The following is a 26656-nucleotide window of genomic DNA, read 5'->3' on the forward strand; positions in this document are numbered from 1 at the left end:
CGGAACGCAGCGCCAGTTTTTGCGGCGCACCATAGAAAGTTCTTGCTTTGTTCTCGTTTGGCAAATAGGATTAAATTCATGAGCAGAGCGATTCGAAACAACATGGACAGTCCCTGGGAGCGGGCGAAGATGGAACCGATCATGCGCGCCGACATTGCCGCCTTCGGAGCAGGACGAGCCGAAATGGCCAACGCGATGATCGAGCAGAGCGGCATGCGCGTGCGTCCGGACCGCAACCGCGGCCGGTCGGCAGGCATCAACCCGTCCGGCCGGTTCGAGCCGGTCAGCCGGCATGTCTTCGACGATGGCTGGAACTCGCTGGAGGAACTGCCTCCCTTCAAGACCGAGGTGCAGGTCGAGAAGCCGCGTACCATAATCACCCGCAATGAATCGCCCGACATCTCCTTCGACCGCTCGATCAATCCCTATCGCGGCTGCGAGCATGGCTGCGTCTATTGCTTTGCGCGGCCGACGCACAGTTTCATGGGCCTGTCGCCGGGGCTGGATTTCGAATCCAAACTGTTCGCCAAGCCCGACGCGGCGCGCCTGCTCGACAAGGAACTGTCGAAGGACGGTTACCAGCCGCGAACCATCGCCATCGGCACCAATACCGATCCCTACCAGCCGATCGAGAAGCAGTATCGGATCATGCGCGAGATCCTCGAAGTGCTGGAGGCGCGCGGCCACCCGGTCGGCATCGTCACCAAATCCGCCCTGGTGACGCGCGATATCGACATCTTGTCACGCATGGCCGAACGGGGCCTCGCCAAGGTGGCGTTGTCGGTGACCACGCTCGACCGCATGCTGGCGCGCACCATGGAGCCACGCGCCTCGACGCCGGCCAAGCGGCTGGAGGCGATCAGGCAGCTTGCGGATGCCGGCATCCCTGCTTCGGTCATGGTGGCACCGATCATCCCCGGGCTGACCGACCAGGAGATGGAACGCATCCTCGATTCGGCGCACCATGCCGGCGCACGCGAGGCGGGCTATGTCGTGCTGCGCCTGCCGCTCGAGGTCAGCCCGATCTTCAAGGACTGGCTGCTGCGCCACTATCCCGACCGCTATCGCCATGTGATGTCGCTGATCCGCTCGATGCGCGAGGGCAAGGATTACGATTCGGAATGGGGCAAGCGCATGAAGGGCGCGGGTCCTTACGCCTGGCAGATCGGCCGGCGCTTCGAAATCACCGCCAAGCGGCTCGGTCTCAATGCCGAGCGGCGCACGCTGCGGACCGACCAGTTCGTCGCCGCCGGCAAGGACCAGGAGCAGTTGATGCTGCTTTGAACGACCGCGGCTGTTTGCCGCCGTGGCGAAAAAATCCCGTCCGGCCTGCCCCGGCCTGCAGACGGTGCCCTCCCGGTCCGGCGCCCCACCCGACCCGGAGGGACTTGCGGAGAATCAGAGCCGATGCGAACCTCGCCGCAACATGGCTCGCGCGCGTTCTGATTCTCCGCCTCTCTTCGAAATCATCGAGAAACCCGATTTCTCCTTCGAGACGAAGGCGATGGCCGAAGGCCTGTGGCCGGTCGCGGGGATGGACGAGGCCGGACGCGGCCCGCTGGCCGGACCGGTGGTGGCGGCTGCGGTCGTGCTCGACCCTGCCAACATCCCCGACGGCCTCGACGATTCCAAACGGCTCAGCCATTTGCAACGCGAGGCGCTGTTCGTGCGCATCATCGGCTCCGCGCTCGGCGTGTCGATGGCCTCGGTCAGCGCCGAGGGCATTGACGGCAGCAACATCCTCAAGGCGAGCCTGGAGGCGATGCGCCGTGCGGTCGCCGGCCTGCCGGTGCAGCCGAAGCTCGCGCTTGCCGATGGGCGCGACGTGCCGCCGGGCCTGCCTTGCACGGGGCGCGCGCTGATCAAGGGCGACCAGCGCTCGCAATCCATCGCCGCCGCCTCGATCGTCGCCAAGGTGATGCGCGACCGCATGATGTGCGGCTGCGGCAGCCATCACCAGCACTATGGCTTCGAAGTGCATATGGGCTATGCCACGGTCCGCCATCGCACCGCGATCGAGACGCACGGGCCGGTGGCGCGGCTGCACCGCGTGTCGTTCGCGCCATTCAGGCTTGAAGGTGCCGAGGTGGTGGAAGAAGAGAGCTTCGCCGGGCTGGATTAGGGCGGCTCGATCTATCTTGCGTTGGTAGGATTGGCGAAAGCGGCGGTGACAGCCAATCTCCCCCCTCGTGGGGGAGATGTCCGGCAGGACAGAGGGGGGCGCTGTCCCTCCAGCCTATCAGTTAGTCTTGCCCAGGTTCCCTGCACTATCGGCACCCAATTCAGCTGATTTTGAATCGAGCGCTGGCGTTCCTTCGCGCCCCCCTCTGCCCTGCCGGGCATCTCCCCCACGAGAGGGGAGATCGGCAGCGTTGACCTCCGCGCCACAACAAAAAGCCGCCGGGTTTCCCAGGCGGCTTTTTTCATTTCTGTTGTTTTCAGCTCAGTTCAGCTTCGCCTTCACATCGGCGAGCGAGGTCTTGAACAGGTCGGCTCCCGCCTTGGCGTCGATCTTGCCGGCGAGCAGCGTGCGAGCGGCTTCGACGGCAATGTCGACGGCGCTGGCGCGCACTTCGCCGATCGCCTCGCGCTCGGCCTGGCCGATCTTCTGTTCGGCAAGAGCGGTGCGCCGCGCGACGTAGTCCTCGGTCTTCTTGTGCGCCTCGGCGGCGAGCAGTTCGGCTTCGCGCTTGGCCGCGGCGACGATGTCTGCGGCCTCCTGCTCGGCTTCCTTGCGCTTGCGCTGGTATTGGCCAAGCAACTGCTGGGCCTCCTCGCGCAGCCTGCGCGCCTCGTCAAGCTCGCTGCTGATCCTGGCGGCGCGGGCATCGAGCGCCTTGGCGATCAGGCGGGGCACCTTGATGTAGATGGCGATACCCAAAAAGATGACCAGGGCGATCGTGGCCCAGAGCGTTGCAAGAGATGTGGCGTCCATGATGCGCTCCTCACCCGGCCACGGACTTGACCGCGGCCGCGATCTCGGCCTTGCTGGCCTTGCCGCCGACCAGCGCCTCGACGATCGCCGAAGCAGTGTCCTCGGCGATGCTGCCGACTTCCTTCATGGCGTTGGCCTTGATGGAAGAAATGCGCGCCTCGGCCTCGCCGAGCTTCTCGTCGAGCGCGGCCTCGATCTTCTTGCGCGCGGTCTCGGCTTCCGCCTTGGCCGCGTCATTGGCCTGCTGGCCGATGGCGTTGGCGTTCTTCTTGGCTTCCGCCAATTCCTGCTCGTAAGCAGCAACGGCAGCGTCGGCCTCGCCCTTCAACCTCGCGGCCTGATCGAGATCCTGGCTGATGCGGTCGTTGCGGACATCGATGATGCCGCCGACGCGCGGCACCACCACCCTCTTCAGGAAGAGGTAGAAGAGCCCGAACGTGATCGCCAGCCAAAGAAGCTGCGACGGAAACGTCGCCGGATCGAATGGCGGAAACATGCCATGAGCTTCGGCAGGCACGCTGGTGCCGGAATGCGTGTCGCCTTCCGTCGCAGCGTGGCCAGCCTCGGTGGCAGGCGCGGACTCTTGCGCAAAGGCAGATGTCACGAACATGGACTATCCCCTGATATCAGACCCGCCGCTCTCGCGGCCGGCCTGTCCAATCTTCCCATAGCTTAGCCAAATAGCGGCTCAGCCAAACAGGGGCTCAGCCGAACAGGGCCAGCAGCGCGATGAGAAGCGAGAAGATGCCCAGAGCTTCGGTCACGGCGAAGCCGAAGATCAGACGGCCGAACTGGCCATCGGCGGCCGACGGGTTGCGCAGCGCGCCCGAGAGATAGCTGCCGAAGATGTTGCCGAGGCCAATGCCCGCGCCGCCCATGCCGAGGCAAGCGATGCCGGCGCCGATGTACTTTGCTGCTTCTACGTCCATTTGTTCAACTCCTTTGGATCTGAAATTCCGTTGCGATTCCATTCCGGCGGCAATGTTGAAAACTCTTGCGCCGGAAATTTTTTATCAGTGCCCCGGGTGCAGGGCGTCGTTGAGATACATGCAGGTCAGCACCGCGAAGACATAGGCCTGAAGGAAGGCGACCAGCAGTTCGAGCGCGGTCAACGCCACGGCCATCGCCAGCGGCAGCACCGAGCCAGCGACGCCGACCGCGCCCAGCGCCGAGAGGCTGACGACGAAGCCGGAGAAGACCTTCAGCGTGATGTGCCCGGCGAGCATGTTGGCGAACAGACGAACCGAGAGGCTGACAGGGCGCGAGACGAAGGAGATCACTTCGATCAGCACCACCAGCGGCAGCAGGAACACCGGCACGCCTTGCGGCACGAACAGCTTGAGGAAACCAAGGCCGTGCTTGCCGAAACCGTAGACGATCACGGTGCCGATAACCAAGACGGCGAGGCCGAAGGTGACGATGATGTGGCTGGTGACGGTGAAGAAATAGGGGAACAGGCCAAGCAGGTTGGCGACCAGCACGAACATGAACAGGGAAAACACGAAGGGAAAGAACTTCATGCCCTGCGTGCCGGCGGCGTCGCGCAACATGTTGCCGACGAATTCATAGGCCATTTCGGAGATCGATTGCAGCCGGCCGGGAACGAGGCTGCGGCTCGACGTCGTCAGAAACAGGAATGCCGCGGCGACAACCACGGTCGCGACCATGAACAGCGCCGAATTGGTAAAGGACAAGTCGTAGCCGCCGATATCGATCGGTATCAGCTTGTTGATATGGAACTGGTGGATCGGATCGACCTTGTCAGCTGCCACGTTCAAACCCCGTCAGTGCCGCATGCGGCCTTGTTACCATGCCGCCCGTCGAAAGGCGGCTATTTCCAAATGCCGCCTGAAGAGCGGTCACTTGCTGTCGTTGCGGCCAGAGCGCGATTTGTCGCCCTGTCCGAATTCCGCCACAACGCCTGCCGAACGCATGACATTGAGCACGCCCGCGCCAAAACCAAGCAGCAGAAACACGATCAGACCCCATGGCGATGTCCCCGCCAGACGGTCGATGATCCAGCCGATGGCGGCACCGACCACCACCCCGGCGATGAACTCGCTGGACAGCTTGAGTGCCTGACCGTACCCGGTCACTGGTTTCGCGTCTTTCCCCTCGAGCCGGTCCGGCCGTCTTGTCGCAAGCGATGCTTCAAGTTCACGCCGGCGGCGCTCAAGTTCGTCGTCGCGGATGGCGGCTTCGTGCTGCTTGCCGCGGCCGGTTTCTCCGGTTCCGCCTGGCCCAGTTTCATCGGCCATCGCAACCCCCCTGCCCGGGCAGACCGTCACCGTCCGTCCGCTTCTAAAGTCGCCGGCAACATAGTTAGAGGGTTTGCGCCCGTCAAGCCACGGGCGGAAGTTCGTTACCATGTATTTTATACAATGAAATCAATATAATAGAGAGGTGCGACATCGTGCCCGCCATGGCGGCGCGGACGCCTTGAGCGAATCCTCCGCGCGACGGCTCTTCGAGAGACCGCGCAGCCGCGCAAAAATATGGACGCCTATCGGGCGTTCAGCTCCAGCCGCCGCCATAGGTGCGGTAGAAGATATGCAGGCCGATCTTGGTCATCTTCTGCATCGTACGCGCCCAGTTGGGATGGACGTAATTGGCATAGTAGTGGGTCGACGATCCGACTTCGGGAATGAAGACCTTGCCGGCGGTCACCGCCATGCCGACATCCTGCGCGGTCTTGTAGGCGACCGGGTTGTCGATGCGCTTCTTCCTGCCATCGCAGGCGAAGGAGAACTGACAACGGTTGAACCAGCTGTCGTTCTGGTAGACGACGCCGCAGATCGAATTGGGATAGGCCGGATTGCGGACACGGTTGAGGATGACCTGGGCGACGGCGGCCTGGCCGCGCACGGATTCGCCCCGCGCCTCGAAATAGATGCCGTTGGCCAGGCATTTTTGCTCGGGCTTGGAGAAGACGCTCGCCGGAAGCGGATTCTGGATCCAAGAATGGTCGCCCTTGGCCATCGGCGGGATGAAACGGCCGCTGTTGGGCTCCTCGTCCTGGAGCAGGGCCTCGAAGGGCGACGCCTTGGCATAGTCGGGCGCGGCCTGCGCATAGGCCGTCGCCAGCACATCCGGATGATCGTTGTTGACCAGGGCGGCAAGCATGGGCGACACGCCGGGATCCGGCTTCTTGTCCTCACGCGCGTGGAATGCCGCGGCGATCTGGATTTCCTTGCCTTTGATCTGGGGTTTGGCGAAAGCCATCTTCAGGCCGCTGTCCATGCTGGGCCGCAGCAGGGATGAGGTGCGCTCGAAGATCGAGCCGGCGTTGAAGTTCTTCGGCGGGGCGACGGGAGAGATCTGGACGATGCGGCCCTTCTTGTCGGCGCGCACAATGCGGTCCTCATCGGGCGTCGTGCTGACCTTGCCGCCCTTGCCGCGAAAGGAGACGGCGCCGACGCCGGGCAGGCGCACCCCCGATCCGGAGAGCGAACCCGTCACAGCGTCGTCGACAAACGGCATCTCGGCGGCATGGACCGATCCGGCGACGGATTTCTCGACATAGGAATTCCAGCGGGTCGGCGCCTCGAGGCCGGAAACGAGGCTCGTCATATCCTGGTAGGCGGAAACCGTCGGAAATCCGATCCAGATGCCGAGGCCGACGATGAAAGGTGCCACGAGGCTGCGTTTCTTCTCACCGGCGACGGCAACAAGGCGCGTCAAGACACGTCGATGCACGGAACTCTCTCCAGGAACGCTACTGACCCCACTGGAGAGCAAAATGATGCATTAACCTTGATGGGACGTTAACAGCTTCGATCGGGTTTTCCCGGTCGGCTCAGGCTCGTGGTTGCGAAGTGGGGCGGTTTTGCGGCGGGACGGACATGGAGGCCGGCCGCAGGAAGATGGGCCACGCGATCAACGCGCACGCCGCCGCCGACAACCAAACGCCGGGCCAGGACCAGAGATGCAAGAGCCCCGGAATGGCCACCGGAACCAGGAAGAAACCTATGAAAACGAAGCTGTTGGCCAGGCTGAGCGCGGTGCCGACATGGCCAGCGCCGGCAAGCGTGGCAAGCTCGGTGTAGGCGACGCCATGCCAGGCGGAGACCAGGATGCCTGCGACAATCAGCATCACGGGAAGCGTGGCCATCGCGACGGGTTGGCCGCCTGATATGGTCGGGCCGGCCAGGACCAGCAGCCAGAGCAGCGTGAAGGCAAGCGCGCTGAGCGCACTGCACAGGCGCAGGAACGGCCGGCGGTTGCCGTGGCGGTCGGTGAAGCGGCCGCTCCAGACGCGCATCGCCATGGCGCCGGCCTGCACGGCGGCGAGGCTTGCGCTGGTGGCCAGGGTCCCCATGCCGGCGAGGTCGTGCAGGAAGACCGATGCGAAGGTGAGTACGGCCACTTGCGGAAAGCACAGCAGGCCGATGGCCGCTGCGATGCGCCAGACCTCGACATTGCGCAGCGGCCGGGGCCCGGCCAGAACGGTCGGCGCGGCCGAACCCTGTGTCGGCGGTTCGTGCAGCCAGCGCCAGGCGAAGATAGCGGAGATCACGGAGAAGGCGGCGAGCAGGCCATAGACCGCCGCGAAGCCATGCGTGGCGGCAAGCAAGGGCAGGACAAGAGCGCCCAGCCCGCCGCCAAGCGGCACCGCCGTCTGCCGGATGCTCATGGCGAATCCGCGTTCGCCTTCGCGGAACCAGCCCATGATGGCGCGGCCGCTCGAACCGTTGACGCTGCCGCCGAGCAGGCCGGTGGCGAGCAAGGCGGCGGCCAGGACATGAACGCCCGGCACGCCGGACGGGGATGGAACGACAAGCAACGCCATCAGGAACAGCCATGCCGCCGTGGCGCCGAGCCCGGTCAAAAGCACACGGCGATCGCCCCAGCGATCGGTGAGCAGGCCCCAGGGCAGTTCGCTGAGCGCAACGCCCAGACCGAGAAGGCCAAGCGCCAGGCCGAGCTGAGCATTGCCGAGATGATAGCCCTGCCGCATCAGCACCGCGGTTGCCGGTATGCCGGAGAAAGTAGCGGAAAAACCGGCATTGGCGGCGACGCCGATGCCCAGCACCTTCCAGCGGTGATTGGGCGTGAAGGTCCTGGAGCCGGAGCCTTCGGCCCGTGGCGTCGACTGACAATCGGTGCGGGTGACGATGGCGGACATGGTTTCATTCCCGTTTGCGGCCCGGTGACCGGCCTTGACGGCGCATGTCTATCGCCATAGCTTTGTCCATAAAATCAGGAAGTTTTTGACGCACAATCCTAAAAAACGGGATTATCATGCGACGCGTGACATTCGACCTCGACGTCCTCAGAAGCTTCGTCACCGGAATGGAGCTTGGCAGCTTCGCCAAGGCGGCCGACCGGCTTGGCCGCTCGACCTCGGCGGTCAGCGCGCAGTTGAAGAAACTGGAGGAGCAGGCGGCGACGCCTATCTTCCGCAAGTCGGGACGCGGGCTGGCACTGACGGAAGCTGGCGAGACCATGCTCGGCTATGCGCGGCGGCTGGTCGAGCTCAATGACGAGGCGGCCGCCGCCATCCATGATGTCGAGCTGGAAGGCTGGGTGCGGCTCGGCCTGCAGGAGGATTTTGGCGAGGCGGTGCTACCTGACGTGCTCGGCCGCTTCGCCCGTGCCCATCCCAAAGTCAAGATCGAGGCCCGCATCGCGCGCAGCCATGAGCTCGCGGAGCGGATCATCTCGGGCAGCCTGGACATCGCACTTGCCTGGCACAGCGGCGCGACGCTGCCATACAGCCAGCATGTCGCCGACGTGCAGATGCGCTGGATCGGCCCGGCAAAGCGCATCGAGACCAGCCTGCGCCATGGCGAGCCGCTGCCGCTGGTGGCGCTGGAAGCACCTTGCCTGTTGCGCACGGTCGCAACCGAAACGCTCGACCGCGCCGGCCTGCCCTGGCGCATGGCCTTCTCCAGCCCGAGCCTTGGTGGCATCTGGGCGGCTGTTGCAGCCGGGCTCGGGCTGACGATCCGCACCGACATCGGCCTGCCGGCCAGCGTCAGCGCGATGACGCCGGAGATTGCCGGTCTGCCGGCGCTGCCCAGGATGACGCTGTTCCTGCACCGCAGGGATGCCGAACCCGAACCGGTGGCCGCCCGCCTCGCCGATATCCTGCTGGAAGCGGCGCGGCAGGCGCTACCGGAGGGCGCGCGGACGGATGAGAACCTGCTGAAGGTCGCCTAGGCCCTGGTCGCAACCCCTCTTCGTCATTCCAGGGTCTACACCGCGTCGAAGGGTTGGCACCCTTCCCCCGGACGTCAGCGCTTCTTGGCCCTGCCGGCAAAGGGATTGTCCGAAGTCCTCAACGCCATGCGGATCGGTACGCCCGGCATGTCGAAGGCTTCGCGCAGGCTGTTGGTGAGATAGCGGACATAGGATTGCGGCATCGCATCCGGGCGCGAGCACGAGACGACGAAGCCCGGCGGGCGCGTCTTGGCCTGCGTGACATATTTGACCTTCAGCCGGCGACCGGCAACCGCGGGCGGCGGATGATGCGCAAGAATGCCTTCCAGCCAGCGATTGAGCCTGCCGGTCGAGACGCGGCTGTTCCAGACCTTGTGCGTGCGGATGACGGCTTCCATGAGCTTGTCGAGGCCCCGTCCGGTCTCGGCCGAAACCGTCACCGCCTGCATGCCGCGCGCCTGCGGCAAAAGCCGTTCGGTCTTTTCGCGCAGTTCGGCCAAGAGTTCCTGCGGATTGTCGATCAGGTCCCATTTGTTGAAGGCGATCACCGGCGCGCGGCCCTCGCGGATGATCAGGTCGGCGATCTGGAGATCCTGCTTCTCGAAAGGGATGGTGGCGTCGAGCACGATGATGACGATCTCGGCGAAGCGGATGGCGCGCAGGCCATCCTGCACCGACATGACCTCGAGCTTTTCATGGATCCTGGCCTTGCGGCGCATGCCGGCGGTGTCGAACAATTTTATACGGCGGCCGCGCCAGTCCCAATCGACCGAGATGGAATCGCGGGTGATGCCGGCTTCCGGTCCGGTCAAAAGCCGCTCCTCGCCGATCAGCGCGTTGATCAGCGTCGACTTGCCGGCATTGGGGCGGCCGACGACGGCAATGCGCATCGGCTTGGTGTCGTCATAGGCCGGCACCTCGTCGGCGTCGGGATCGGCGATATCCTCGCCGATCAGCACCTCGCTGGAGGCGATCTCCTCGTCGTCGTCCTCATCCTCGCCAAAGGCTCTCGCCTCGCCAAGTGCGGCGATCACCGCGTCGCGCAGGTCGGGCATGCCTTGGCCGTGTTCGGCCGAGACCGGAACCGGCTCGCCAAGCCCGAGCTCCCAGGCCTCCAGCATGCCGCCCTGCGCGCCCTTCGCCTCGGCCTTGTTGGCAACCAGCACGACCGGCTTGCCGGATTTGCGCACGATCTCGGCAAAGGTCCGGTCGTCCGGCAACAGGCCGGATTTGGCGTCGACGGTGAAGAAGATCAGGTCGGCCTCACGGATAGCGATCTCGGTCTGCGCACGCATGCGGCCGGGCAGCGTCGAGGCGGCGGCATCCTCGAAACCCGCAGTGTCGATGACGTCGAAATGCAGGTCGTAAAGCTTTGCCGCATGGACGCGGCGATCGCGGGTGACGCCCGGCGTGTCATCGACAAGCGCCAGCTTCCTTCCCACCAGCCGATTGAAAAGAGTCGATTTGCCGACGTTAGGCCGGCCGATGATGGCAACTTTGAAGCTCATATGTCACGACGCGCTGCCCGAGCCGCGGATCAGCTCGGACATCAGGGTCGCCCGTTCGCGGGTGTTGCGCGGGGCACCGTCATCGGCGGCGATCTGGTCGAACAGCTTCAGCGCATCCTGGGTCTTGCCTTCCTTCCAGGCGGCCAGCCCGAGCGCCTCGCGCGCGGTGTGGCGCAGCGTGTTGGTGTCCGAGGTCAGGGCCTCGACGCGGCTCGACACATCGGCGAAGGAGCCGCGATCGACCAGCAGCAGCGCCGCCCTCAACCGCGCCATGTCGCGAATGCCCTGGGGAATGGCGGCGTCGGCCGCCACCTCGTCGAAATCCTTGACGGCTGCGTCGACATCGCCCTTGTCGGCCTTGACGGTGGCCGCGCGCATGCGGGCGAGCAGCGGATAGGCGCCGTAGCCATCCTTCTCCAATTGATCGAGCGCGGCCAGCGCCTCGTCGTTCTTGCCGTCATTGGCCAGCTTCAACGCTTGCGAGAAGGCATCGCCCGAACGGTTGGCGCGGGTCTCGTCCCAGTAGCGGTAGCCGACGAAGGCGGCGGTGCCGAGCACGACCAGCACCGCGACCACAAGCAGGGCCGGGCCGAAACGGTCCCACAGCTTCTGCGCCTGTTCGCGACGGATCTCGTCGTTGACTTCACGGATAAAACTGTCGTCGGACATCAATAAAACCATTCCTGCCCCGGGCCGGAGCGTTCGCGAGCCCGCGTTTTAGCGAAATTTTGTCGGCATGGAAGGGGTTCGACCGGAAAAACACCCATTCGCGGGGCAAACGGACGAAAAGCCCACCGCACCCACGCCACATTTGCGCTATAGCGGGGCCGAAACCGCCCCGGGGTCAGTAGCTGTTGCCAATATCCTTTTCGTCTCGCGTTGCCGCGTTCTGTCTCGCTTCGCTTGCCACGGCCGGTGCGGCTTTCGCCGATCCACCCGGCTCGCGGGCGCCTTTGCCGGCAAGGCCGAAGCAGGTCGTCATCATCTCCTTCGACAGCGCCCGCGACATCTCGCAATGGAAGCGCAGCCGGGCGCTGGCGAGGCGCACCGGAGCGCATTTCACCTATTTCCTCTCCTGTGTCTTCCTGCTGTCATCGGAAACGCGCAGCCAATACACCGCGCCGGGCAAGACATCGGGCAAATCCAACATCGGCTTCGCCGCCTCGACGCAGGAAGTGAGCCAGCGGCTGGAGCAGATCGGGCTTGCGGCATCGGAAGGCCATGACATCGCCAGTCATGGCTGCGGCCATTTCGACGGCAAGGACTGGAGCAAGGCCGACTGGCTGAAGGAGTTCGCCTCGTTCGAGCACATCCTCGAAAACGCCTATGCGATCAACGGCATCGAGCCCGAGCCGACCGGCTGGCGCGATTTCGCGCGGCATGCGGTGGTTGGCTTCCGCGCGCCCTATCTGTCGACGAGCAAGGCGCTCTACGAGGCGCTGCCCGCCGCCGGTTACCGGTTCGACGCCAGCGGCGTCTCGCGCGGCCCGGTCCAGCCGCCGACCACCGCCGGCCTCGCGCGCTTTTCACTGCCGCAGATCCCGGAAGGACCGAAATCGCGGCCGGTGATCGCCATGGACTACAATCTCTATGTCAGGCATTCCGGCGGCTTCGAGCGGCCGAGCAAGGCAGGCGAGTTCGCGGACCGCACCTACCAGGCTTTCCGCGCCGCCTTCGAGGATCAATACCGGGGCAAGCGCGTTCCGCTGCAACTCGGCTTCCATTTCGCGCTGATGAATGACGGCGCCTACTGGAACGCGCTGGAGCGTTTTGCCGGCGAGGTCTGCGTCAAATCAGACGTCGAATGCATCAGTTTTCGCGATTACATCTCGCGGCAGGGTTCTGGCCAGAAGCAGGCTTCCGTCGGCGGCTGAGCCGCCGACCCGTTTCGCACCCAGGTCTTTCCTGACTTAAGCGGGATCCTCGGCGCCTTGCCGCGCCAGATAGCGCTGGTCGATTTCCGGCAGCGGCTCGCCCTGCAGCGTCGCCTCGAACGCGCGCAGGCGCTTATGCACCGATTGCAGTTCGACGATGGTCGACCAGGAGGTGAGCAGGAACTGCAAAGAACCCGTCACCTTGCCGAATGCATTCGAAATCTGGTTCAGCGCGCCGAACGTTATCTTGTGGGCGACCAGCGACGGCCCGAGGATCAGCAGCGAGAAAATATTGTCGGCCTGCAGGTAGGTGTACCGGACGACATTGAAATAAATGTAGTGGAAATACAGCCGGAAATAATTGTGGCGAACATTGGCGAACAGCGCGGCGGTGGTGGCGGGCTGGGCCCGGTCGGCATGATCCTCGCCGTAAACGAGCTCCTTGCGGTAGGCCGCCTCCACGCGCTGGTTGCGGAACTGCAGCCCTGGAAGCTTCATGCCGGCGATCATGACCGAAATCGTTCCGAACAGACACCAGGCCAGTGCCGCGACCACCAATGGCTGGGGGATCGCGCCGATGATCGGCAACTCGGTTATATGGGCCTGCAACTGGATCATGACCGGCAGGAAGGCAATCAGCGTCATGATCGACTGGACGAAGCTGGAACCCAGATCTTCCATGATCTGGGAAAACCGCATCGTGTCCTCCTGGATACGTTGCGAGGCGCCCTCGATGTGGCGCAGCCTGCCCCAGTTCTCGACGAAGTAGTTGTTCATCGCCGTGCGCCAGCGGAAAATCCAGTGGCTGACGATGAAGGCGTTGACCACCTGCACGTTCATGCCGACCAGCGCAAGCCACGAGAAATCGGCCAGCCCTATGTAGAATTCGGCGTTGGTCGATTTTCCGGTGCCCGACATCAGCCCCTGCACATAGTCGAAGAAGGGGCCGTACCAGGCGTTGACGGCGACGCTGACCTGCACATTGAAATAGATGAAGAACAGGATGACCGCAGTCATCAGGATCGACCAGCGCTGCCACGGATGCGGCGAATACCAGCTCCAGAACGCATAGAAAGCGACCACGCAAAACGCGAAGTAGATGTAGAACCAGAGAAACGGCTTCGAGACGAGGACGGCGATGCCGATAATGGGCGGTGCACCGGCTGCTGCCGGCGGCAGGCCGAAGACGGCGCCCAGTTGCTCACCCCCGAAAAACCAGAACAGGATCGCCGCAAGGCTCCAGATAGCGGCCGAAGAGAAAAACAGCTTCGGCTGCGGGAAGAAGGATACGAACACTGTGGCGAATTCCTCGATTTTTGCGCAAATCAGCTGAGTTCAGCGGGCATAAAGTCACACATTAGGGGGAAAGAAAATGCCCATGCCCGATGCCCGGCACCGAGCAAACCCACAATCATGGCGATTTTGGCGCGGCCGACCATATGATGACGCCGGAGGCGACCAGAACGGCCGCGGCGGCGATCGAGGCAAGGAAGAAATCGCCCGACGCCTGCGCCAGGAGCCCGGCGGCAATCGGGCCGATGATCTGGCCAAGACCGAACGAAGCCGTCATCAAGGCGAAGGTCCGCCGGGGGGCCTGTGGCGCCAGTTGCCGCGCGGTCTGCAGGCCAAGCGCGGTGATGGCGATGAACGTGCCGCCAACGAGCAGGCCGCCGAGCAGCGGCCCGGTGCGCCCGCCTACCGCCACGCTCGCGACAATGCCGACGACCTCGACGAAACATCCCAGCGCATAGGTCGCGTATAGGCCGATCCGCGCCGATATCTTCTGCCAGAGCCAGACCGAGGGAAAGCCGGCAAGACCGGTGACCATCCAGACCACCGCCTCGAACACGCGTCCGCCGCCGCCTTGCCGGACAATGGCGACCAGGAAGGTCGCCGTCACCACATAACCGAAGCCGAACAAGCCGTAAGCGACGATCACCTTGGTCAGCGAGCGGTCTTTTGGCAGCGCCGGCTCGCGGCCGGTATCGCCGCTGGCCAGCGGACCGCTGTCCACCAACAGCGCCACGACGACGAAGCCACAAGCCGAGATCGCCGCCGACCACAGCCAGCCCGCCGCCCAGCCGGCATGTTCGCTGACCAGGGCCGCCATCAGCACCGAGGACAGGGCGATGCCGAGGCCGACGCCGCCGAAATGCCACGCCTGCAGATCGCTGCGGCCGGCCGCGGCAAGATGGCTGAAAACAATGCTGGCCAGGAACACCATGACAAAGGCGCTGGCCAGGCCTGCAAGAAAGCGGATGACGAGAAAGGCGGCGATCGTATCCGACAAGCCCATCAGCGCGGCAAGCAAGGCGCTGGCGCCGAGGCCGGCCAGCATCAGCAGGCGCTCGCGTCCATGCGCCCAGCCGCCCGCCGCGGCGAAGGCGCCGGCGAGGTAGCCGAGATAATTGGCTGACGCGATCCAGCCCGCATCGGCCGCCGACAGATGGAGTTCTTCCATCATGCCGGGCAGGATCGGCGTATAGACGAAACGACCAATGCCCATGGCGACAGCCATGGCGATCATGCCGGCGAAAGCGAACCGCAGCGCTGTTGAGGTGGCGGATGTCATCGCGGTGCACAATAAGTGCGAAGACCGGCGACACAACGCGCTTGCGTTGGGCCAGGCGCCGGACCGTCAGCACCAATCAGCGGCAGCCCGCTTGCGCCGTCTCGTGGGCGGTGCGTCGCGCCGTCAGCCGGAACGGCATGTCGCCGAGCTCACGCTCCGACATGGCGTCGAGCACGGGATGCGCAAGCGGATCGGCCAGCCAGGCGACCATTTCGCAGCCGTCTGGCGGCTCGTGCACAGGGAATACTATCTTGAGCGACGATAACAGCCTCAACATGTCAGCCTCCGCAGGCCTGTCCCGTGAATAAAGTCTGCGCTTTCGGCATCACTTTCAATTGAGATTTCAGCCCCGCTGGTTTAGAAAAACTCAATGGCCATGCTCAACCGCGTCCACCTCAACGGCCTTCGCGCCGTGGAGACCGTCGCCCGTCTCGGCTCGCTCGCCGCGGCCGCCGGCGAACTCAACGTTTCGGCCAGCGCCGTCAGCCAGCAGATAAAGCGCGTGGAGCAGCAGCTCGGCCAGGCCGTGTTCGAGCGAACGACCAAGGGGCTGGTCCTGACGGAATTCGGCGCCATGTTCGCGATGCGCCTCGGCGCGGGTTTCCGCGAGCTCACCCAGGCCGTGGCGCTGGCCGACGAGGCGCGACAATGCACGCTGGTGGTTTCCGTGGCGCCGGCATTCGCCTCGAAATGGCTGCTGCCGCGGCTGTCGCATCACTTCACCCGGCATCCCAACGTGCTGTTGCGCATCGACGCCTCGGTGCGGCTGGCCGACCTCGACCATTCCGATATCGATATCGCCATCCGGCTTGGCGACGGCACATGGCCGGGCGGCAAGGCGGAGTTGCTTTTGGCACAAGAGGTGTTCCCGGTCTGCGCGCCCTCGATAGCGAAGAAACTGAAATCGATCGAAGACCTTGCCCAGACCTGCGCGATCACCGACGAACGGGCGATGATCAACTGGGAAAGCTGGTTCGACGCCGCCGGTGTCGAACCCGTCACCTTCCTGAAGGGCGCGCGCTTCACCGATCCGATGCTTTGCCTGGAATCGGCGATTGCCGGCCATGGCGTGATGCTGGGCTGGCAGTTGCTCGCCGCCGACGCGCTGGCCGACGGGCGGCTCGTCGCGCCGTTCGGGATCCGCGCCCAGAGCGGGCTTGGTTATTGGCTGGTGACCTCCGCCGCCAAGGCCGAAAGCTGCAAGGTCCGGGATTTCAAGCTCTGGATCAGGGAAGAGATCGAGGCGACGATGGCGCGGTTCGGCTCCGCGAAGACGGGCACGACCGATGCGATCACGGTGGAAAGCACCGTGGCGCCGGTCTATGTAGAGTCCGACATCAAACTACGGCAGGCAGGATCATGACCACACATTCGCGCGGCGTTTCCGCAACGATCGACCCGGTGAAGCTCGACAGGCTGGCCGAAGTCGCCATCAAGGTGGGGCTGCAATTGCAGCCCGGGCAGGACCTGGTGCTGACCTCCTCCATCGCCGCGCTGCCGCTGACCCGGCGCATCGTCGAGCATGCCTACAAGGCCGGCGCGGGGCTGGTGACGCCGATCTTCAACGATGACGAGATCACGCTGGCGCGCTTTCGTTATGGCGCCGACGCCGGCTTCGACCGTGCCGCAGGCTGGCTTTACGAAGGCATGGCCAAAGCCTTCTCCAACAATGCGGCGCGACTTGCCGTGCGCGGCGAAGATCCCTCGCTCCTGTCGGCGCAGGACCCGGCGAACGTGGCGCGCGCCAACAAGGCCAATTCGATGGCCTACCAGCCGGCGCTGGAAAAGATCACCGGCTTCGACATCAACTGGAACATCGTCGCCTATCCCGATCTCGCCTGGGCCAAGCAGGTCTTCCCCGATGATGCCGACGACGTTGCGGTGGCCAAGCTCGCCGACGCCATCTTTGCCGCCTCGCGGGTGGACGTGGAAGATCCGATCGGCAACTGGAAGGCGCACAATGCCGCCCTTCGCAGCCGCACCGAATGGCTCAACGGCCATGCTTTCCATGCGCTTCATTTCACCGGGCCGGGCACCGACCTGACGGTCGGGCTGGCCGACGGCCATGAGTGGATGGGCGGCGCCTCCACCGCCAAGAACGGCGTCACCTGCAATCCCAACATCCCGACCGAGGAGGTCTTCACCACGCCGCATGCGCGGCGGGTTGAAGGCCATGTTTCATCGACCAAGCCGCTCTCCTACCAGGGCACGCTGATCGACGAGATCTCGGTGCGTTTCGAGGGCGGCAGGATCGTCGAGGCGAAGGCTTCGAAGGGCGAGGACGTGCTGAAGAAAGTGCTGGACACCGACGAGGGCGCACGCCGGCTTGGCGAAGTGGCGCTGGTGCCGCATTCCTCGCCGATCTCGGCGAGCGGCCTGTTGTTCTTCAACACGCTGTTCGACGAAAACGCCGCCTGCCACATCGCGCTCGGCCAGTGCTATTCGAAGTGCTTCGTCGACGGCGCCTCGCTCAGCCAGGCCGAGATCGCGGAGCGCGGCGGCAACAAGAGCTTCATCCACATCGACTGGATGATCGGCTCGGACAAGATCGACATCGACGGCGTCGGCAGGGACGGCAGTCGCGTGCCGGTCATGCGCAAGGGCGAGTGGGCCTGACGGGAGCGCACGAAGGAGAGCGGATGGCCTTCGAGATCGCGGTCAAGCGGGTGTATGAACCACCCTCGTTCGATGACGGGCAGCGGGTCCTGGTCGATCGAGTCTGGCCACGTGGCGTCAGCAAGGAGCATGCCGCGCTGGCGCTATGGCTGAAGGACATCGCGCCGAGCACCGACTTGCGCAAGTGGTTCGGGCACGAGCCCGAACGATGGGCCGAGTTCCAGAAGCGGTATCGTGCCGAACTGGAAGGCAATGGCGAGGCCGTGGCGCAACTGCGCGCCCTGCTCCGCGACGGCAAGGTGACGCTGCTCTACGGCGCCCATGACGAGGCGCACAACAATGCCGTGGCACTGGCGGGGTATCTGAGAGGACAGTGACCTGTCCCTTAGTCATCCTCGGGCTTGACCCGAGGATCCATGCCGTGACGTCCGTCCGGAAATGCAACGGAGCAGAATCAGCACGGCTGCGACGCCCAAAAGTAACGGCATGGATCCTAGGGTCTGCGCCGCGTCGCTTCGCTCCTTGCTCCGCCCTAGGATGACGAATTGAGAGTGTACCGCGCCCTACTTCCCGACCACCGCCGCCTCATAAACATCCGGCTTGAACCCGACCAGGATGCGGTCGCCAACCTCGAGCACAGGCCGTTTGATCATCGTCGGCTTGGCCAGCATCAGTGCCTGGGCCTTCCTTTCATCCAGGCCCTGCTTATCCTTGTCCGGCAACTCGCGGAACGTGGTGCTGCCCTTATTGAGCAGCTTTTCCCAGCCGACCTTGCGGACCCAGCCATCCAGCCTGCCCGCCTCGATGCCTTCGGCCCGATAGTCGTGGAACCGGTAAGGCACGTCGTGGCCATCCAGCCAGACGCGGGCCTTCCTGATCGTGTCGCAGGTGGTGATGCCGTACATGGTGATCGTCAAAACAGGTGCCTTCCGGACTTCGAATCTGGCCGCAGATTAAGCAGCCCCGGCGCGCTTTGCCAGCGGCCCGGCAGAACCATCGAAGAGTAAGTTTCTTCAATGGCGGGCGCGCGGTCGCCGATCCGTGACGACGATGTGCATCAGGTCGGATAGCGGCCAGGACATGATCCTGGCCGCTCAGGATGCGGCGAAATGTGCCGACAGCCGAAAACCCGTCTCAATAATAGAAGCGCTCTTCGGCAATCTTGCCGTTCTTGACCGTGTACAGGCCAACCTCGTCCATGGTGACACGCTGGCCCGTGGCCTTGGGCGTTATGTCAAATGTAAAGCGCACGGCGAACTGGTCGCCGTTGACATAAGGGCCCTCGACCGAGCCGCCATGGACTTCGTTGTTTTCCTGCCACCACTGGCCTTTCTGCTTGACGGCGTCCTTGCCGCGGCAGACGGCCATCGGCCCCTCCATGGCCTCATAGCTGACGATGTCGTCGGCGTTGTATTTCTCGGCAGCACTTTCGTAGTCACCGCGCTTGAGAAGCTCCGTGAAATCCTTGGCAATTTCCGTGTTGGTCATGTGTTCCTCCTGTTCAGACGCATTGCAAATAGGGAAAGGTTGGCGGCCTGCCATCGTCGTGCCGTCTGGTAGCTGACATGCCATGTCAGGATGATGGACCGCGCGGACTATGCGAGGACGATTCCAGGCTCTCACATGGCGGGCAGTGCATCGTCCTGGCCGGTCAGCCGCCAACGTCCGGGTTGCTTGTAGGCGCCCTTCCCAATGAGACTGTGGATCAGCACAAAATCCCGGACAGTCCAGCCGATCGGATCGATCGACCGCTCGCGAATGCTGGGAACGCCCACTTCATCACGAAGCAATGTAACATGCGGTTCGATGGACCTGGTGAGAAAGGGTTTTAGCGGGCTGTCCGAGATCACCGCCGTGAGGTCACGCCAGAACTTCTGCAGCGGCGGATTGCCATCGCTGCCGCGCAGGACCAGTGCACCACCGCCAAAAGCCGACAGGCGATCGAACGAGACCTCGAAGGGCTTCGCAACGATCATCGATCCGATATGACAGGCGGCCTCTGCCAGCTCCTGCGGGTACTCCTCATGGTCGCCGAGCCCGACAAGCGAGATGTGGATGTGATTTTCCGGAACCAGCCAGCCTTGCAATCCGAACTCACGGTTCAAGGCAATGGCCTTTCGCGCGAGACGACCAGCAATCGCGCTGCCGACGAGGATGGCAAAGAACAGCCGGTGGAAATGCTTCCCGGCCTGTTCCCATCGGAAAAAGGCCTGGCCGTTCTTCGCGGTTCCGAATGCGGGTTGCCCACTCATACTGATCTCGTCCGCCAATTGACTCAGGTTGGGCATATTAGAACAAAACGAGAACAACCGCAAGCCGAAAAATGACGCAGGCGTTGGGGCTCCCGCACCGCCGCATGCATCCAACCCCTGAAGGAGTGCTTCCTTGCGGTACGCCAATCGCCGACGACGCCGGCAGATATGGCGCCTGGCTCACCACAAACGGGATAGACCTTTGACAGGAATCCGGTGAAAGTGCCGCGCCGAACCAGCGAGCCGCATTTTTAATGATCAGAGGACCGTACGCATGACAAACCCGATGCATCTGCCCGCCGAAGGCCTTTTTGTCGGGCGCGCCAGAAGCAGCGACGCCTCGCATCCCCTGGTGGTCACGGTGCGTGATGGCACCGTCTTCGACATCACGTCGAGCACGGCGCCGACCGTGCGCGATATCTGCGAGATGGCCGATCCGGCCGGTTATGTGCGCTCGGCCAAGGGCAAGCCGATCGGCTCGCTCGACGGCATCGCGGCCAACAGTTTCGAAGCCACGCGTGATCCGGCAAGGCCCTATCTCATCTCCCCCGTCGACCTGCAGGCGATCAAGGCCTCGGGCGTCACCTTCGTCGTCAGCCTTTTGGAACGCGTCATCGAGGAACAGGCGCGCGGTTCGGCGGAAAAGGCCGACGCCATCCGCGCCGACATTGCCGGGCTGATCGGCCACGATCTGTCCAAGCTCAAGCCCGGTTCGCCGGAAGCGATGGAGATCAAGGCCAAGCTCATCGCACGCGGCGCCTGGTCGCAATATCTGGAAGTGGGCATCGGCCCCGACGCCGAGATCTTCACCAAATGCCAGCCGATGGCCTCGGTCGGCTTCGGCGCCGATGTCGGCCTGCATCCCGTCTCGACCTGGAACAATCCGGAGCCGGAGATCGCCATGATCGCCGCCTCAAGCGGCAGGATCGTCGGCGCCACCATCGGCAACGACGTAAATCTGCGCGATGTCGAAGGGCGCTCCGCGCTGCTGCTCGGCAAGGCCAAGGACAACAACGCCTCCGCCTCGCTCGGCCCCTTCATCCGCCTGTTCGACGGCACGTTCTCCATCGACGACGTAAAGCGGGCCGTGGTCCGGCTGAAAGTGGAAGGTGAGGACGGGTTCTCGCTGGAGGGCGCGAGCTCGATGGCCGAGATCAGCCGCTCTCCCGAAGAGCTCGTAGCGGCTGCCATGGGCCCGCATCACCAGTACCCGGACGGCCTGGCGCTCTATCTCGGCACCATGTTCGTGCCTTCGAAGGACCGCGGCGAGAAGGGCAAGGGTTTCACCCATAAGGTCGGCGACATCGTCACCATCTCGTCGGAGAAATTCGGCGCGCTGGTCAACCGGGTGCGACTGTCGCCGGACTGCCCGCACTGGACCTACGGCGCCAGCCATCTGATGCGCGATCTTGCCAGGGCCGGCCTCCTCTAGCTCTGGGTTCGCCCGAGGGCGGTCAATCATCGCTCCGGCGACCCTCGAGGCCGGTATCGCCTGCCGCGAAAATCATCCGAACTGATGCAATCTGATGGGACCGCTGATGGCGCCCCGTCAGGCGCCGACTACGACTGACAGGCGGAGGCTTGCCATTTGTCGAAAAAGAGGATGCTCTGATCATCCAACACGGCGTTGGCGGGGAGGACGCGGTCTTGCCCGATCAAGAGGGCGGTTTCGAACTGATCAGTTTCAAACGGGAGGAAATCAAATGCTGACACGGCTAAGAGTGGTTCTATACGGCCTGCTGGTCGCGCTGACGGTCATTCCGGCGGCGGCGCAGGCCAAGACGTTCTACTGGATTTCACATGGCGGCCCGGCCGATCCGGTCTGGACCTACTTCCTTGCCGGCGCCAAGCAATGGGCCAAGGACACCGGCAATACCGTCAACACCTCGTTCCACAATGGCGACGTCGCCTCGCAGCAGGAGGCGGTGCGGGCCGCGATCTCGGCCAAGGCCGACGGCATCACCACCACCAGCCCCGATCCGGGCAGCCTTGTCGAGATCGTCAAGGAAGCCCGCGCGGCCAACATTCCGATCATCAATTTCAACACGCCCGATCCCAAGGCCAATTTCAACGCCTATGTCGGCGGCGACAATGTCACCTTCGGCAAGCACTGGGCGCAGTATCTGGTCGACAAGGGCCTGGTGAAGAAGGGCGACTTCGTCTGGATGCCTGTCGAGATTCCCGGCGCCACCTATGGCGTGCAGGAAGAGGAAGGCATCAAGAGCGTGTTCGAGCCGCTCGGCATCACCTATGAGGTGACCGAGGCGACGCTCGACCAGGCCGAGGTGATCAACCGCATGGTCGACTATCTCACCGCTAACAAGGCCAAGGTGAAGGCGATCATCGGCCTTGGCGACCTCGTCACCGGCTCGATCAAACGCGTGTTCGACCAGGTCGGCGTCAAGCCCGGCGAAATCCCCGTCGTCGGCTGGGGCAACTCGCTCGACACCACCCAGGAAGTGCTGAACGGCTACGTCAATGCCGGCCAGTGGCAGGACCCGCAGGCGACCAGCTATGTCGCGCTGTCGCTCGCCAACATGGCCGCAAGCGGCATTCCCCCGGGCTTCAACGTCATCACCGGCGCGCTCTATGAGAAAGACACCGCCGAGATCTACGACAAGATCCTGTCCGGCAAATAGCCCCTGATCTCCAGCGCCGCGCGTCCACCGGGCGTGCGGCGTCCCGCCCTTTCGCCTGGTATCGAGCCGTTTGATGCGGCCCGATGGTCCGGCCCATTCCAACCAGTCGCGGGTTACACGTGGAAAATCGTTCGCTTGTCCAAGGCCTGATCGCGCGGCCGGAATTCGGCCCCTTCGTGCTGCTCGTCGTCGAGATCGCCGTCTTCTGGGGTTTCAACCACGACTTCCTGTCACCCCAGAACATCTCCAACACGTTGGCCTTCACGGTCGAGCTCGGGCTGATCGCGCTGGCGATGACGTTGCTGATGACGTCGGGCGAATTCGACCTTTCCGTCGGCTCGCTGTTCGGCTTCTCGCCGGTGCTGATGTGGACGCTGTTCAACAGCGGCCTCACCTCGCTGGAGATGGGCTTCGTCCTCGCGCTGCTGGTCGCCGCCTTCATCGGCCTAGTCAATGGCTGGTTCGTCACGCAGCTCAAGATCCCGTCCTTTCTGGTCACGCTCGGCATGCTCCTGGTGGTGCGCGGCACCGCGCTGTTCGTCACCGACGGCTTTCCGCAGCGCACCTGGAGCGCCGAGGGCAGTTGGCTGGCGGAGGCGCTGGTCGGCGATTTCTTCATCGGCCCGTTCCGCATCTACATGTCGCTGTTCTGGTTCATCGCCGCGGCCATCGCGCTGGGCTATGTGCTGACGCAAAGCCGCACCGGCAACTGGATCCAGGCCGCCGGCGGCAACCCGAACGCTGCGAGGGCGCGCGGCGTCAATGTCAGCCGCGTCAAGATCGGCCTGTTCGTGCTGTCCTCGGTCATGGCCTCGCTTGCCGGCGTCATCTCCTCGCTGCGCACCTCGGCGGCCAACCCCAACAGCGGCACCGGCTACGAACTCGAGGTCATCGCCATGGTGGTGATCGGCGGCACGGCGCTGACGGGCGGGCGCGGCACCATCATCGGCACCGTGCTCGGCATCCTTATCCTGCGCGTCATGCGCAACGGCATCGTGCTGATCGGCGTGCCCGGCCTTGCCTACAACATCTTCATCGGCGCGATCATCCTTGGCATGATGGCGCTTCATTCATGGCTGGAACGCCGGCATCAGGCAGGGACGTGAACCATGGCCGAGCCACTGATCCGCATGCAGAACATCCGCAAGTCCTACGGGCGCGTGCAGGCGCTGGTGGACGCCAATTTCCATGTCAACGAGCGCGAGATCGTCGGCCTGCTCGGCGACAATGGCGCCGGCAAGTCGACGCTGATCAAAGTGCTGTCGGGCGCGGTGCCGCTGACCAGCGGCGACATCTTCATCCGCGGCAAGAAGGTGAACCTGCGCAACACCAGCGACGCCATCGCCAACGGCATAGAGACCATCTACCAGGACTCGGCGCTGGTCACGCAGCTGTCGATCGCCCGCAATCTGTTCCTCGGGCGCGAGCCGATCAAGCCGCCGCGCTTCCTCAACCGCATGGACCAGGAGGCGATGAACACGGTCGCCCGCGACCTACTCAAGCAGGTCGGCATTTCCAAGAACATTCCGCCGACGACGCCGATCGGCTCGCTCTCCGGCGGCGAGCGCCAGGCGGTGGCGATAGCGCGCGCCATGCATTTCGACAGCGATCTCATCATCCTCGACGAACCGACCAACAATCTCGGCGTCGCCGAAACCCAGGGCGTGCTGAGCTTCGTGCGCAGCGCGCGCGATTCCGGCCATTCCTGCATCTTCATCGCGCACAACATCCACCATGTCTTCCAGGTGGTGGACCGCATCGTCGTCATGCGGCGCGGCAAGGTGGTGGCCGGGGACATCGACCCCAAGACGACCAGCGTGGCGGAGGTTGAACGCGTCATCACCGGCATGTCGGACAAGGAGATCCGCGACGCCATCGCCGATGGCAAGGGGTCGCATTGAGGACGAGCGCAACATCCCTGGCGAAACAGCAGAATGGGCATCCGGGCGATGGGCGCGATCGGCGCCGCTCAAATCGCCCGTCTGGCGTGCCATCGCATCGGCAATAGGGTTGCGGCATGAAAGCCACCGTCTCTGACATCGCCAGGAACTGCGAACTGTCGACGGCGACGGTCGACAGGGTGCTCAACAACCGGAAGGGGGTCAGCGCGGCCAACCGGCAGCGCGTCATGGAGGCCGCCAAGCAGCTCGGCTATCTGCCGGTCGCCGATCAGGTAACGCTCCCCTCGCGGCCGGCCAATCTGGAATTCTTCCTGCCGATCGGCAGCAACGCCTTCATGCAGGATTTGGCCAGGCATATCGAGGATTATGCCTCGCGCCTGCCGCTCGTTGCCTCGTGCCGGATCCACAACCTCGCCGGAATCTCGCCGAACGCTTTGCAGACCGCCGTCGAAAACCTGTCGCTGAAAGCCAACGGCGTCGGCGTCATCGCCGTCGATCATCCCAGGACGCGCAACATCCTGCGCGACATCGTCGAGGCCGGCATTCGCCTGGTGACGCTGGTGTCCGATATTCCGGCCGCACCACGCTCGGCCTATGTCGGCATAGACAACCGGGTGGCGGGACGGACCGCCGCACTCCTGATGGGGCGCTTCCTCGCCGACCGCGAGGGCCAGTTGGCGATGGTGGTCGGCTCGCGCTCCTATCGCGGCCATGAGGAACGTGAGATGGGTTTCCGCTCCGTGCTCGGCGAGGAGTTCCCCAACCTGAGCGTCAGCAGCGCCGTCGAGATCAACGACGAGACCGGTGCCAGCTATGCCGAAACCATGAAGGCGCTGCGCAACGAGCCGGAACTGCTCGGCATCTATTGCATTGGAGCCGGACGCTCCGGCGTTGCCAAGGCCATCCGGGAGGCCAGGCCCAACCGCAAGCCGGTATTCATCTGTCACGACCTGACGAGGGAAACGCGCGGCTATCTCGTCGACGATCTCGCCGACGTCGTCATCGACCAGAATGCCAGGCTGATCGCCGAGCAATCGGTCATCCGCCTGCTTGGCTCGATCGCATCATCGGCGCCCTACCTGACGCGGAAATTCATCGAGCCGCGGCTGATCTTCCGGGAAAACGTCCCGGTGCAGTGACGCGGGCCGCGAGGCCTTCCGATCACGTCGCGAGCGATACGGCGAATCTGCACAGCTGCTATGCACGATTCACGATTGCCGAATCATTGGGCAACTCATAGCTTTTGGTTGTCGGCCATCTACTCCTCCCAGATGCGATGCCGGCGCTGAGTGGGGTGCACCTCCTCCCGCACCACATTCGAAATCGAGCCCGCTGCCACCTCCTCCCGGCAGCGGGCTTTTTTATTGCATGCCGGACATTTCCGGGAACGGCAGGGAATCCACGCAACATCAAAGCCACGGCAAACCGGAAGCGCACGCGCTGTCCGGCGCCAATGAGCCTTGCCGATGGATCAGCCCGCGGCGGCTCCGCCCCTGAAGGACTGGATCAACCCTTCCGCCATGCGCACCAATTGCGCGCTGGGACCTTCGGTGCCAACGGTCTGCACGCTCACGCGCGCGCCTTCGCACAGCAGCGAAAGCGTATCGGCCAGAAGTTCGGCCTGGCCGATGCCGGCGCCCCGGCAGAGCGCCACCAGGCGCTCGCGCTGGGCTTCCTTGAGTTCCTTGATCACGCGCCTGGCCGGATGGTCGGGTTCAGTCAGCTCAACCGCGGCGTTGGCCATGTCGCAGCCGCGGCAATCGGCCGTAAGCATCTCGGCCGCCTTGCGAACCCAGGCATGCAGTTGCGCGAGCTTGTCGCCCGGGTGCTCGGCTTCGAATGCGTCCCACATCGCGCCGGCCTTTGATGCGGTGGCGCGCAGGCATTCGATGATCAGATCGTCCTTGGATTCGAAATGACGGTAGAGCGTCATCTTGTTCGTGCCGGCAGCCTCGGTGATGGCGTCGACGCCGACGCCCTTGATGCCGTGCTTGTGGAACATGTCGCGCGCCGTCTCCAGGATCCGATCCCGGGGACGAGGACGCTCCACGACGCCGTCTGTCATCATTGATCTCCTTCGTTTCCAAAAATCCCTCGGCCACCTCTTGACTAGGGTGTTACCGGTCTGTAACTTCCAGAATGTTACTTACTGGTAACACCTATGGCGTCCGCCGTCAATAACAAGACCGTGATCTGG

The 26656-nt window shown here is 64.0% G+C and carries 28 protein-coding genes; 12 read left to right on the plus strand and 16 right to left on the minus strand.

The window, feature by feature from the left end; translation table 11 throughout:
* The first annotated feature begins 129 nt into the window (after positions 1 to 129).
* Both FJ986_RS16165 and FJ986_RS16170 read left to right on the plus strand, forming a co-directional pair.
* The gene (locus tag FJ986_RS16165; RefSeq protein WP_140514951.1) at positions 130 to 1284 is read left to right on the plus strand and encodes a PA0069 family radical SAM protein; all 1155 of its coding nucleotides are present in this window, start codon (positions 130 to 132) and stop codon (positions 1282 to 1284) included.
* Positions 1285 to 1426: 142 nt separating this feature from the next.
* The gene (locus FJ986_RS16170) at positions 1427 to 2122 is read left to right on the plus strand and encodes a ribonuclease HII (RefSeq protein ID WP_140675027.1); all 696 of its coding nucleotides are present in this window, start codon (positions 1427 to 1429) and stop codon (positions 2120 to 2122) included.
* Between the two features lie 321 nt (positions 2123 to 2443).
* On the opposite strand, the gene FJ986_RS16180 is transcribed toward FJ986_RS16170, so the two are convergent.
* The 7 genes from FJ986_RS16180 to FJ986_RS16210 all read right to left on the minus strand — a co-directional run bounded on the left by FJ986_RS16180 (position 2444) and on the right by FJ986_RS16210 (position 8060).
* Positions 2444 to 2935: a F0F1 ATP synthase subunit B gene (locus FJ986_RS16180; RefSeq protein WP_140514758.1), complete on the minus strand. Its 492-nt coding sequence runs from the start codon at positions 2933 to 2935 to the stop codon at positions 2444 to 2446.
* A 10-nt stretch (positions 2936 to 2945) separates the two neighbouring features.
* Positions 2946 to 3545, minus strand: a complete 600-nt coding sequence (locus FJ986_RS16185; RefSeq protein WP_140675030.1) for a F0F1 ATP synthase subunit B — start codon at positions 3543 to 3545, stop codon at positions 2946 to 2948.
* 94 nt (positions 3546 to 3639) lie between these two features.
* Positions 3640 to 3864, minus strand: coding sequence for a F0F1 ATP synthase subunit C (locus tag FJ986_RS16190; protein WP_140497964.1), 225 nt, complete (start codon positions 3862 to 3864; stop codon positions 3640 to 3642).
* 84 nt (positions 3865 to 3948) lie between these two features.
* Positions 3949 to 4707: a F0F1 ATP synthase subunit A gene (locus FJ986_RS16195; RefSeq protein ID WP_140497962.1), complete on the minus strand. Its 759-nt coding sequence runs from the start codon at positions 4705 to 4707 to the stop codon at positions 3949 to 3951.
* An 87-nt stretch (positions 4708 to 4794) separates the two neighbouring features.
* Positions 4795 to 5193, minus strand: coding sequence for an AtpZ/AtpI family protein (locus FJ986_RS16200; protein WP_140558291.1), 399 nt, complete (start codon positions 5191 to 5193; stop codon positions 4795 to 4797).
* A gap of 256 nt (positions 5194 to 5449) precedes the next feature.
* The gene (locus FJ986_RS16205) at positions 5450 to 6631 is read right to left on the minus strand and encodes a cell wall hydrolase (protein WP_140671794.1); all 1182 of its coding nucleotides are present in this window, start codon (positions 6629 to 6631) and stop codon (positions 5450 to 5452) included.
* A gap of 100 nt (positions 6632 to 6731) precedes the next feature.
* Positions 6732 to 8060 carry an MFS transporter gene (locus tag FJ986_RS16210; RefSeq protein ID WP_140675033.1) on the minus strand — a complete coding sequence of 443 codons (1329 nt, stop codon included), beginning with the start codon at positions 8058 to 8060 and terminating at the stop codon, positions 6732 to 6734.
* 116 nt (positions 8061 to 8176) lie between these two features.
* On the opposite strand from FJ986_RS16210, the gene FJ986_RS16215 reads away from it, so the two are divergent.
* Complete coding sequence (locus FJ986_RS16215) at positions 8177 to 9097, plus strand: LysR substrate-binding domain-containing protein (RefSeq protein ID WP_140497956.1); 921 nt, start codon at positions 8177 to 8179, stop codon at positions 9095 to 9097.
* Positions 9098 to 9171: 74 nt separating this feature from the next.
* Here FJ986_RS16215 and der read toward each other — a convergent pair whose 3' ends face one another.
* A complete protein-coding gene (gene der / locus FJ986_RS16220) occupies positions 9172 to 10605 on the minus strand; it encodes a ribosome biogenesis GTPase Der (RefSeq protein WP_140497954.1) in 1434 nt (477 codons plus the stop codon).
* A gap of 3 nt (positions 10606 to 10608) precedes the next feature.
* Complete coding sequence (locus FJ986_RS16225) at positions 10609 to 11274, minus strand: tetratricopeptide repeat protein (protein WP_140675036.1); 666 nt, start codon at positions 11272 to 11274, stop codon at positions 10609 to 10611.
* A gap of 191 nt (positions 11275 to 11465) precedes the next feature.
* Between FJ986_RS16225 and FJ986_RS16230 the strand changes: the two genes are divergently transcribed.
* On the plus strand, positions 11466 to 12479 hold the full coding sequence (locus FJ986_RS16230; RefSeq protein ID WP_140675202.1) for a polysaccharide deacetylase: 1014 nt from the start codon (positions 11466 to 11468) through the stop codon (positions 12477 to 12479).
* Between the two features lie 36 nt (positions 12480 to 12515).
* Here FJ986_RS16230 and sbmA read toward each other — a convergent pair whose 3' ends face one another.
* From sbmA to FJ986_RS16245, 3 genes are all read right to left on the minus strand, one after another.
* Positions 12516 to 13775: a peptide antibiotic transporter SbmA gene (gene sbmA, locus FJ986_RS16235; RefSeq protein WP_140675039.1), complete on the minus strand. Its 1260-nt coding sequence runs from the start codon at positions 13773 to 13775 to the stop codon at positions 12516 to 12518.
* A 115-nt stretch (positions 13776 to 13890) separates the two neighbouring features.
* Positions 13891 to 15051, minus strand: a complete 1161-nt coding sequence (locus FJ986_RS16240; RefSeq protein ID WP_140514745.1) for a YbfB/YjiJ family MFS transporter — start codon at positions 15049 to 15051, stop codon at positions 13891 to 13893.
* 76 nt (positions 15052 to 15127) lie between these two features.
* The gene (locus FJ986_RS16245; protein WP_140520836.1) at positions 15128 to 15328 is read right to left on the minus strand and encodes a hypothetical protein; all 201 of its coding nucleotides are present in this window, start codon (positions 15326 to 15328) and stop codon (positions 15128 to 15130) included.
* A 93-nt stretch (positions 15329 to 15421) separates the two neighbouring features.
* On the opposite strand from FJ986_RS16245, the gene FJ986_RS16250 reads away from it, so the two are divergent.
* From FJ986_RS16250 to FJ986_RS16260, 3 genes are read left to right on the plus strand one after another with little or no spacing between them, the layout of a single operon-like run.
* Positions 15422 to 16414 carry a LysR substrate-binding domain-containing protein gene (locus FJ986_RS16250; RefSeq protein WP_140675042.1) on the plus strand — a complete coding sequence of 331 codons (993 nt, stop codon included), beginning with the start codon at positions 15422 to 15424 and terminating at the stop codon, positions 16412 to 16414.
* Positions 16411 to 17667, plus strand: coding sequence for an aminopeptidase (locus tag FJ986_RS16255; RefSeq protein ID WP_140514741.1), 1257 nt, complete (start codon positions 16411 to 16413; stop codon positions 17665 to 17667). Before FJ986_RS16250 ends, FJ986_RS16255 begins: the two co-directional genes overlap by 4 nt.
* Before the next feature lie 23 nt (positions 17668 to 17690).
* Complete coding sequence (locus FJ986_RS16260) at positions 17691 to 18044, plus strand: DUF488 domain-containing protein (protein WP_140514740.1); 354 nt, start codon at positions 17691 to 17693, stop codon at positions 18042 to 18044.
* A 186-nt stretch (positions 18045 to 18230) separates the two neighbouring features.
* Here the strand turns inward: FJ986_RS16260 and FJ986_RS16265 are convergent, their stop codons facing one another.
* From FJ986_RS16265 to FJ986_RS16275, 3 genes are all read right to left on the minus strand, one after another.
* The gene (locus FJ986_RS16265; RefSeq protein WP_140675045.1) at positions 18231 to 18584 is read right to left on the minus strand and encodes an ArsC family reductase; all 354 of its coding nucleotides are present in this window, start codon (positions 18582 to 18584) and stop codon (positions 18231 to 18233) included.
* A gap of 217 nt (positions 18585 to 18801) precedes the next feature.
* The gene (locus tag FJ986_RS16270) at positions 18802 to 19155 is read right to left on the minus strand and encodes a nuclear transport factor 2 family protein (RefSeq protein ID WP_140497937.1); all 354 of its coding nucleotides are present in this window, start codon (positions 19153 to 19155) and stop codon (positions 18802 to 18804) included.
* Between the two features lie 131 nt (positions 19156 to 19286).
* Positions 19287 to 19919, minus strand: coding sequence for a 2'-5' RNA ligase family protein (locus FJ986_RS16275; RefSeq protein ID WP_140514736.1), 633 nt, complete (start codon positions 19917 to 19919; stop codon positions 19287 to 19289).
* A gap of 274 nt (positions 19920 to 20193) precedes the next feature.
* Here FJ986_RS16275 and FJ986_RS16280 point away from each other — a divergent pair, with 274 nt between their 5' ends.
* The 5 genes from FJ986_RS16280 to FJ986_RS16300 all read left to right on the plus strand — a co-directional run bounded on the left by FJ986_RS16280 (position 20194) and on the right by FJ986_RS16300 (position 25598).
* Complete coding sequence (locus FJ986_RS16280; protein WP_140520842.1) at positions 20194 to 21351, plus strand: fumarylacetoacetate hydrolase family protein; 1158 nt, start codon at positions 20194 to 20196, stop codon at positions 21349 to 21351.
* 271 nt (positions 21352 to 21622) lie between these two features.
* Positions 21623 to 22558, plus strand: a complete 936-nt coding sequence (locus FJ986_RS16285; protein WP_140497931.1) for a substrate-binding domain-containing protein — start codon at positions 21623 to 21625, stop codon at positions 22556 to 22558.
* A gap of 119 nt (positions 22559 to 22677) precedes the next feature.
* Positions 22678 to 23664 carry an ABC transporter permease gene (locus tag FJ986_RS16290; RefSeq protein WP_140497929.1) on the plus strand — a complete coding sequence of 329 codons (987 nt, stop codon included), beginning with the start codon at positions 22678 to 22680 and terminating at the stop codon, positions 23662 to 23664.
* A 3-nt stretch (positions 23665 to 23667) separates the two neighbouring features.
* Positions 23668 to 24459, plus strand: a complete 792-nt coding sequence (locus FJ986_RS16295; protein WP_140497927.1) for an ATP-binding cassette domain-containing protein — start codon at positions 23668 to 23670, stop codon at positions 24457 to 24459.
* 116 nt (positions 24460 to 24575) lie between these two features.
* Positions 24576 to 25598: a LacI family DNA-binding transcriptional regulator gene (locus tag FJ986_RS16300; protein WP_140514733.1), complete on the plus strand. Its 1023-nt coding sequence runs from the start codon at positions 24576 to 24578 to the stop codon at positions 25596 to 25598.
* A 332-nt stretch (positions 25599 to 25930) separates the two neighbouring features.
* Here FJ986_RS16300 and FJ986_RS16310 read toward each other — a convergent pair whose 3' ends face one another.
* Positions 25931 to 26524, minus strand: a complete 594-nt coding sequence (locus FJ986_RS16310) for a TetR/AcrR family transcriptional regulator (protein ID WP_140497923.1) — start codon at positions 26522 to 26524, stop codon at positions 25931 to 25933.
* Positions 26525 to 26656: the final 132 nt, after the last annotated feature.

The organism is Mesorhizobium sp. B1-1-1, from assembly GCF_006442955.1.
GTDB lineage: Bacteria > Pseudomonadota > Alphaproteobacteria > Rhizobiales > Rhizobiaceae > Mesorhizobium.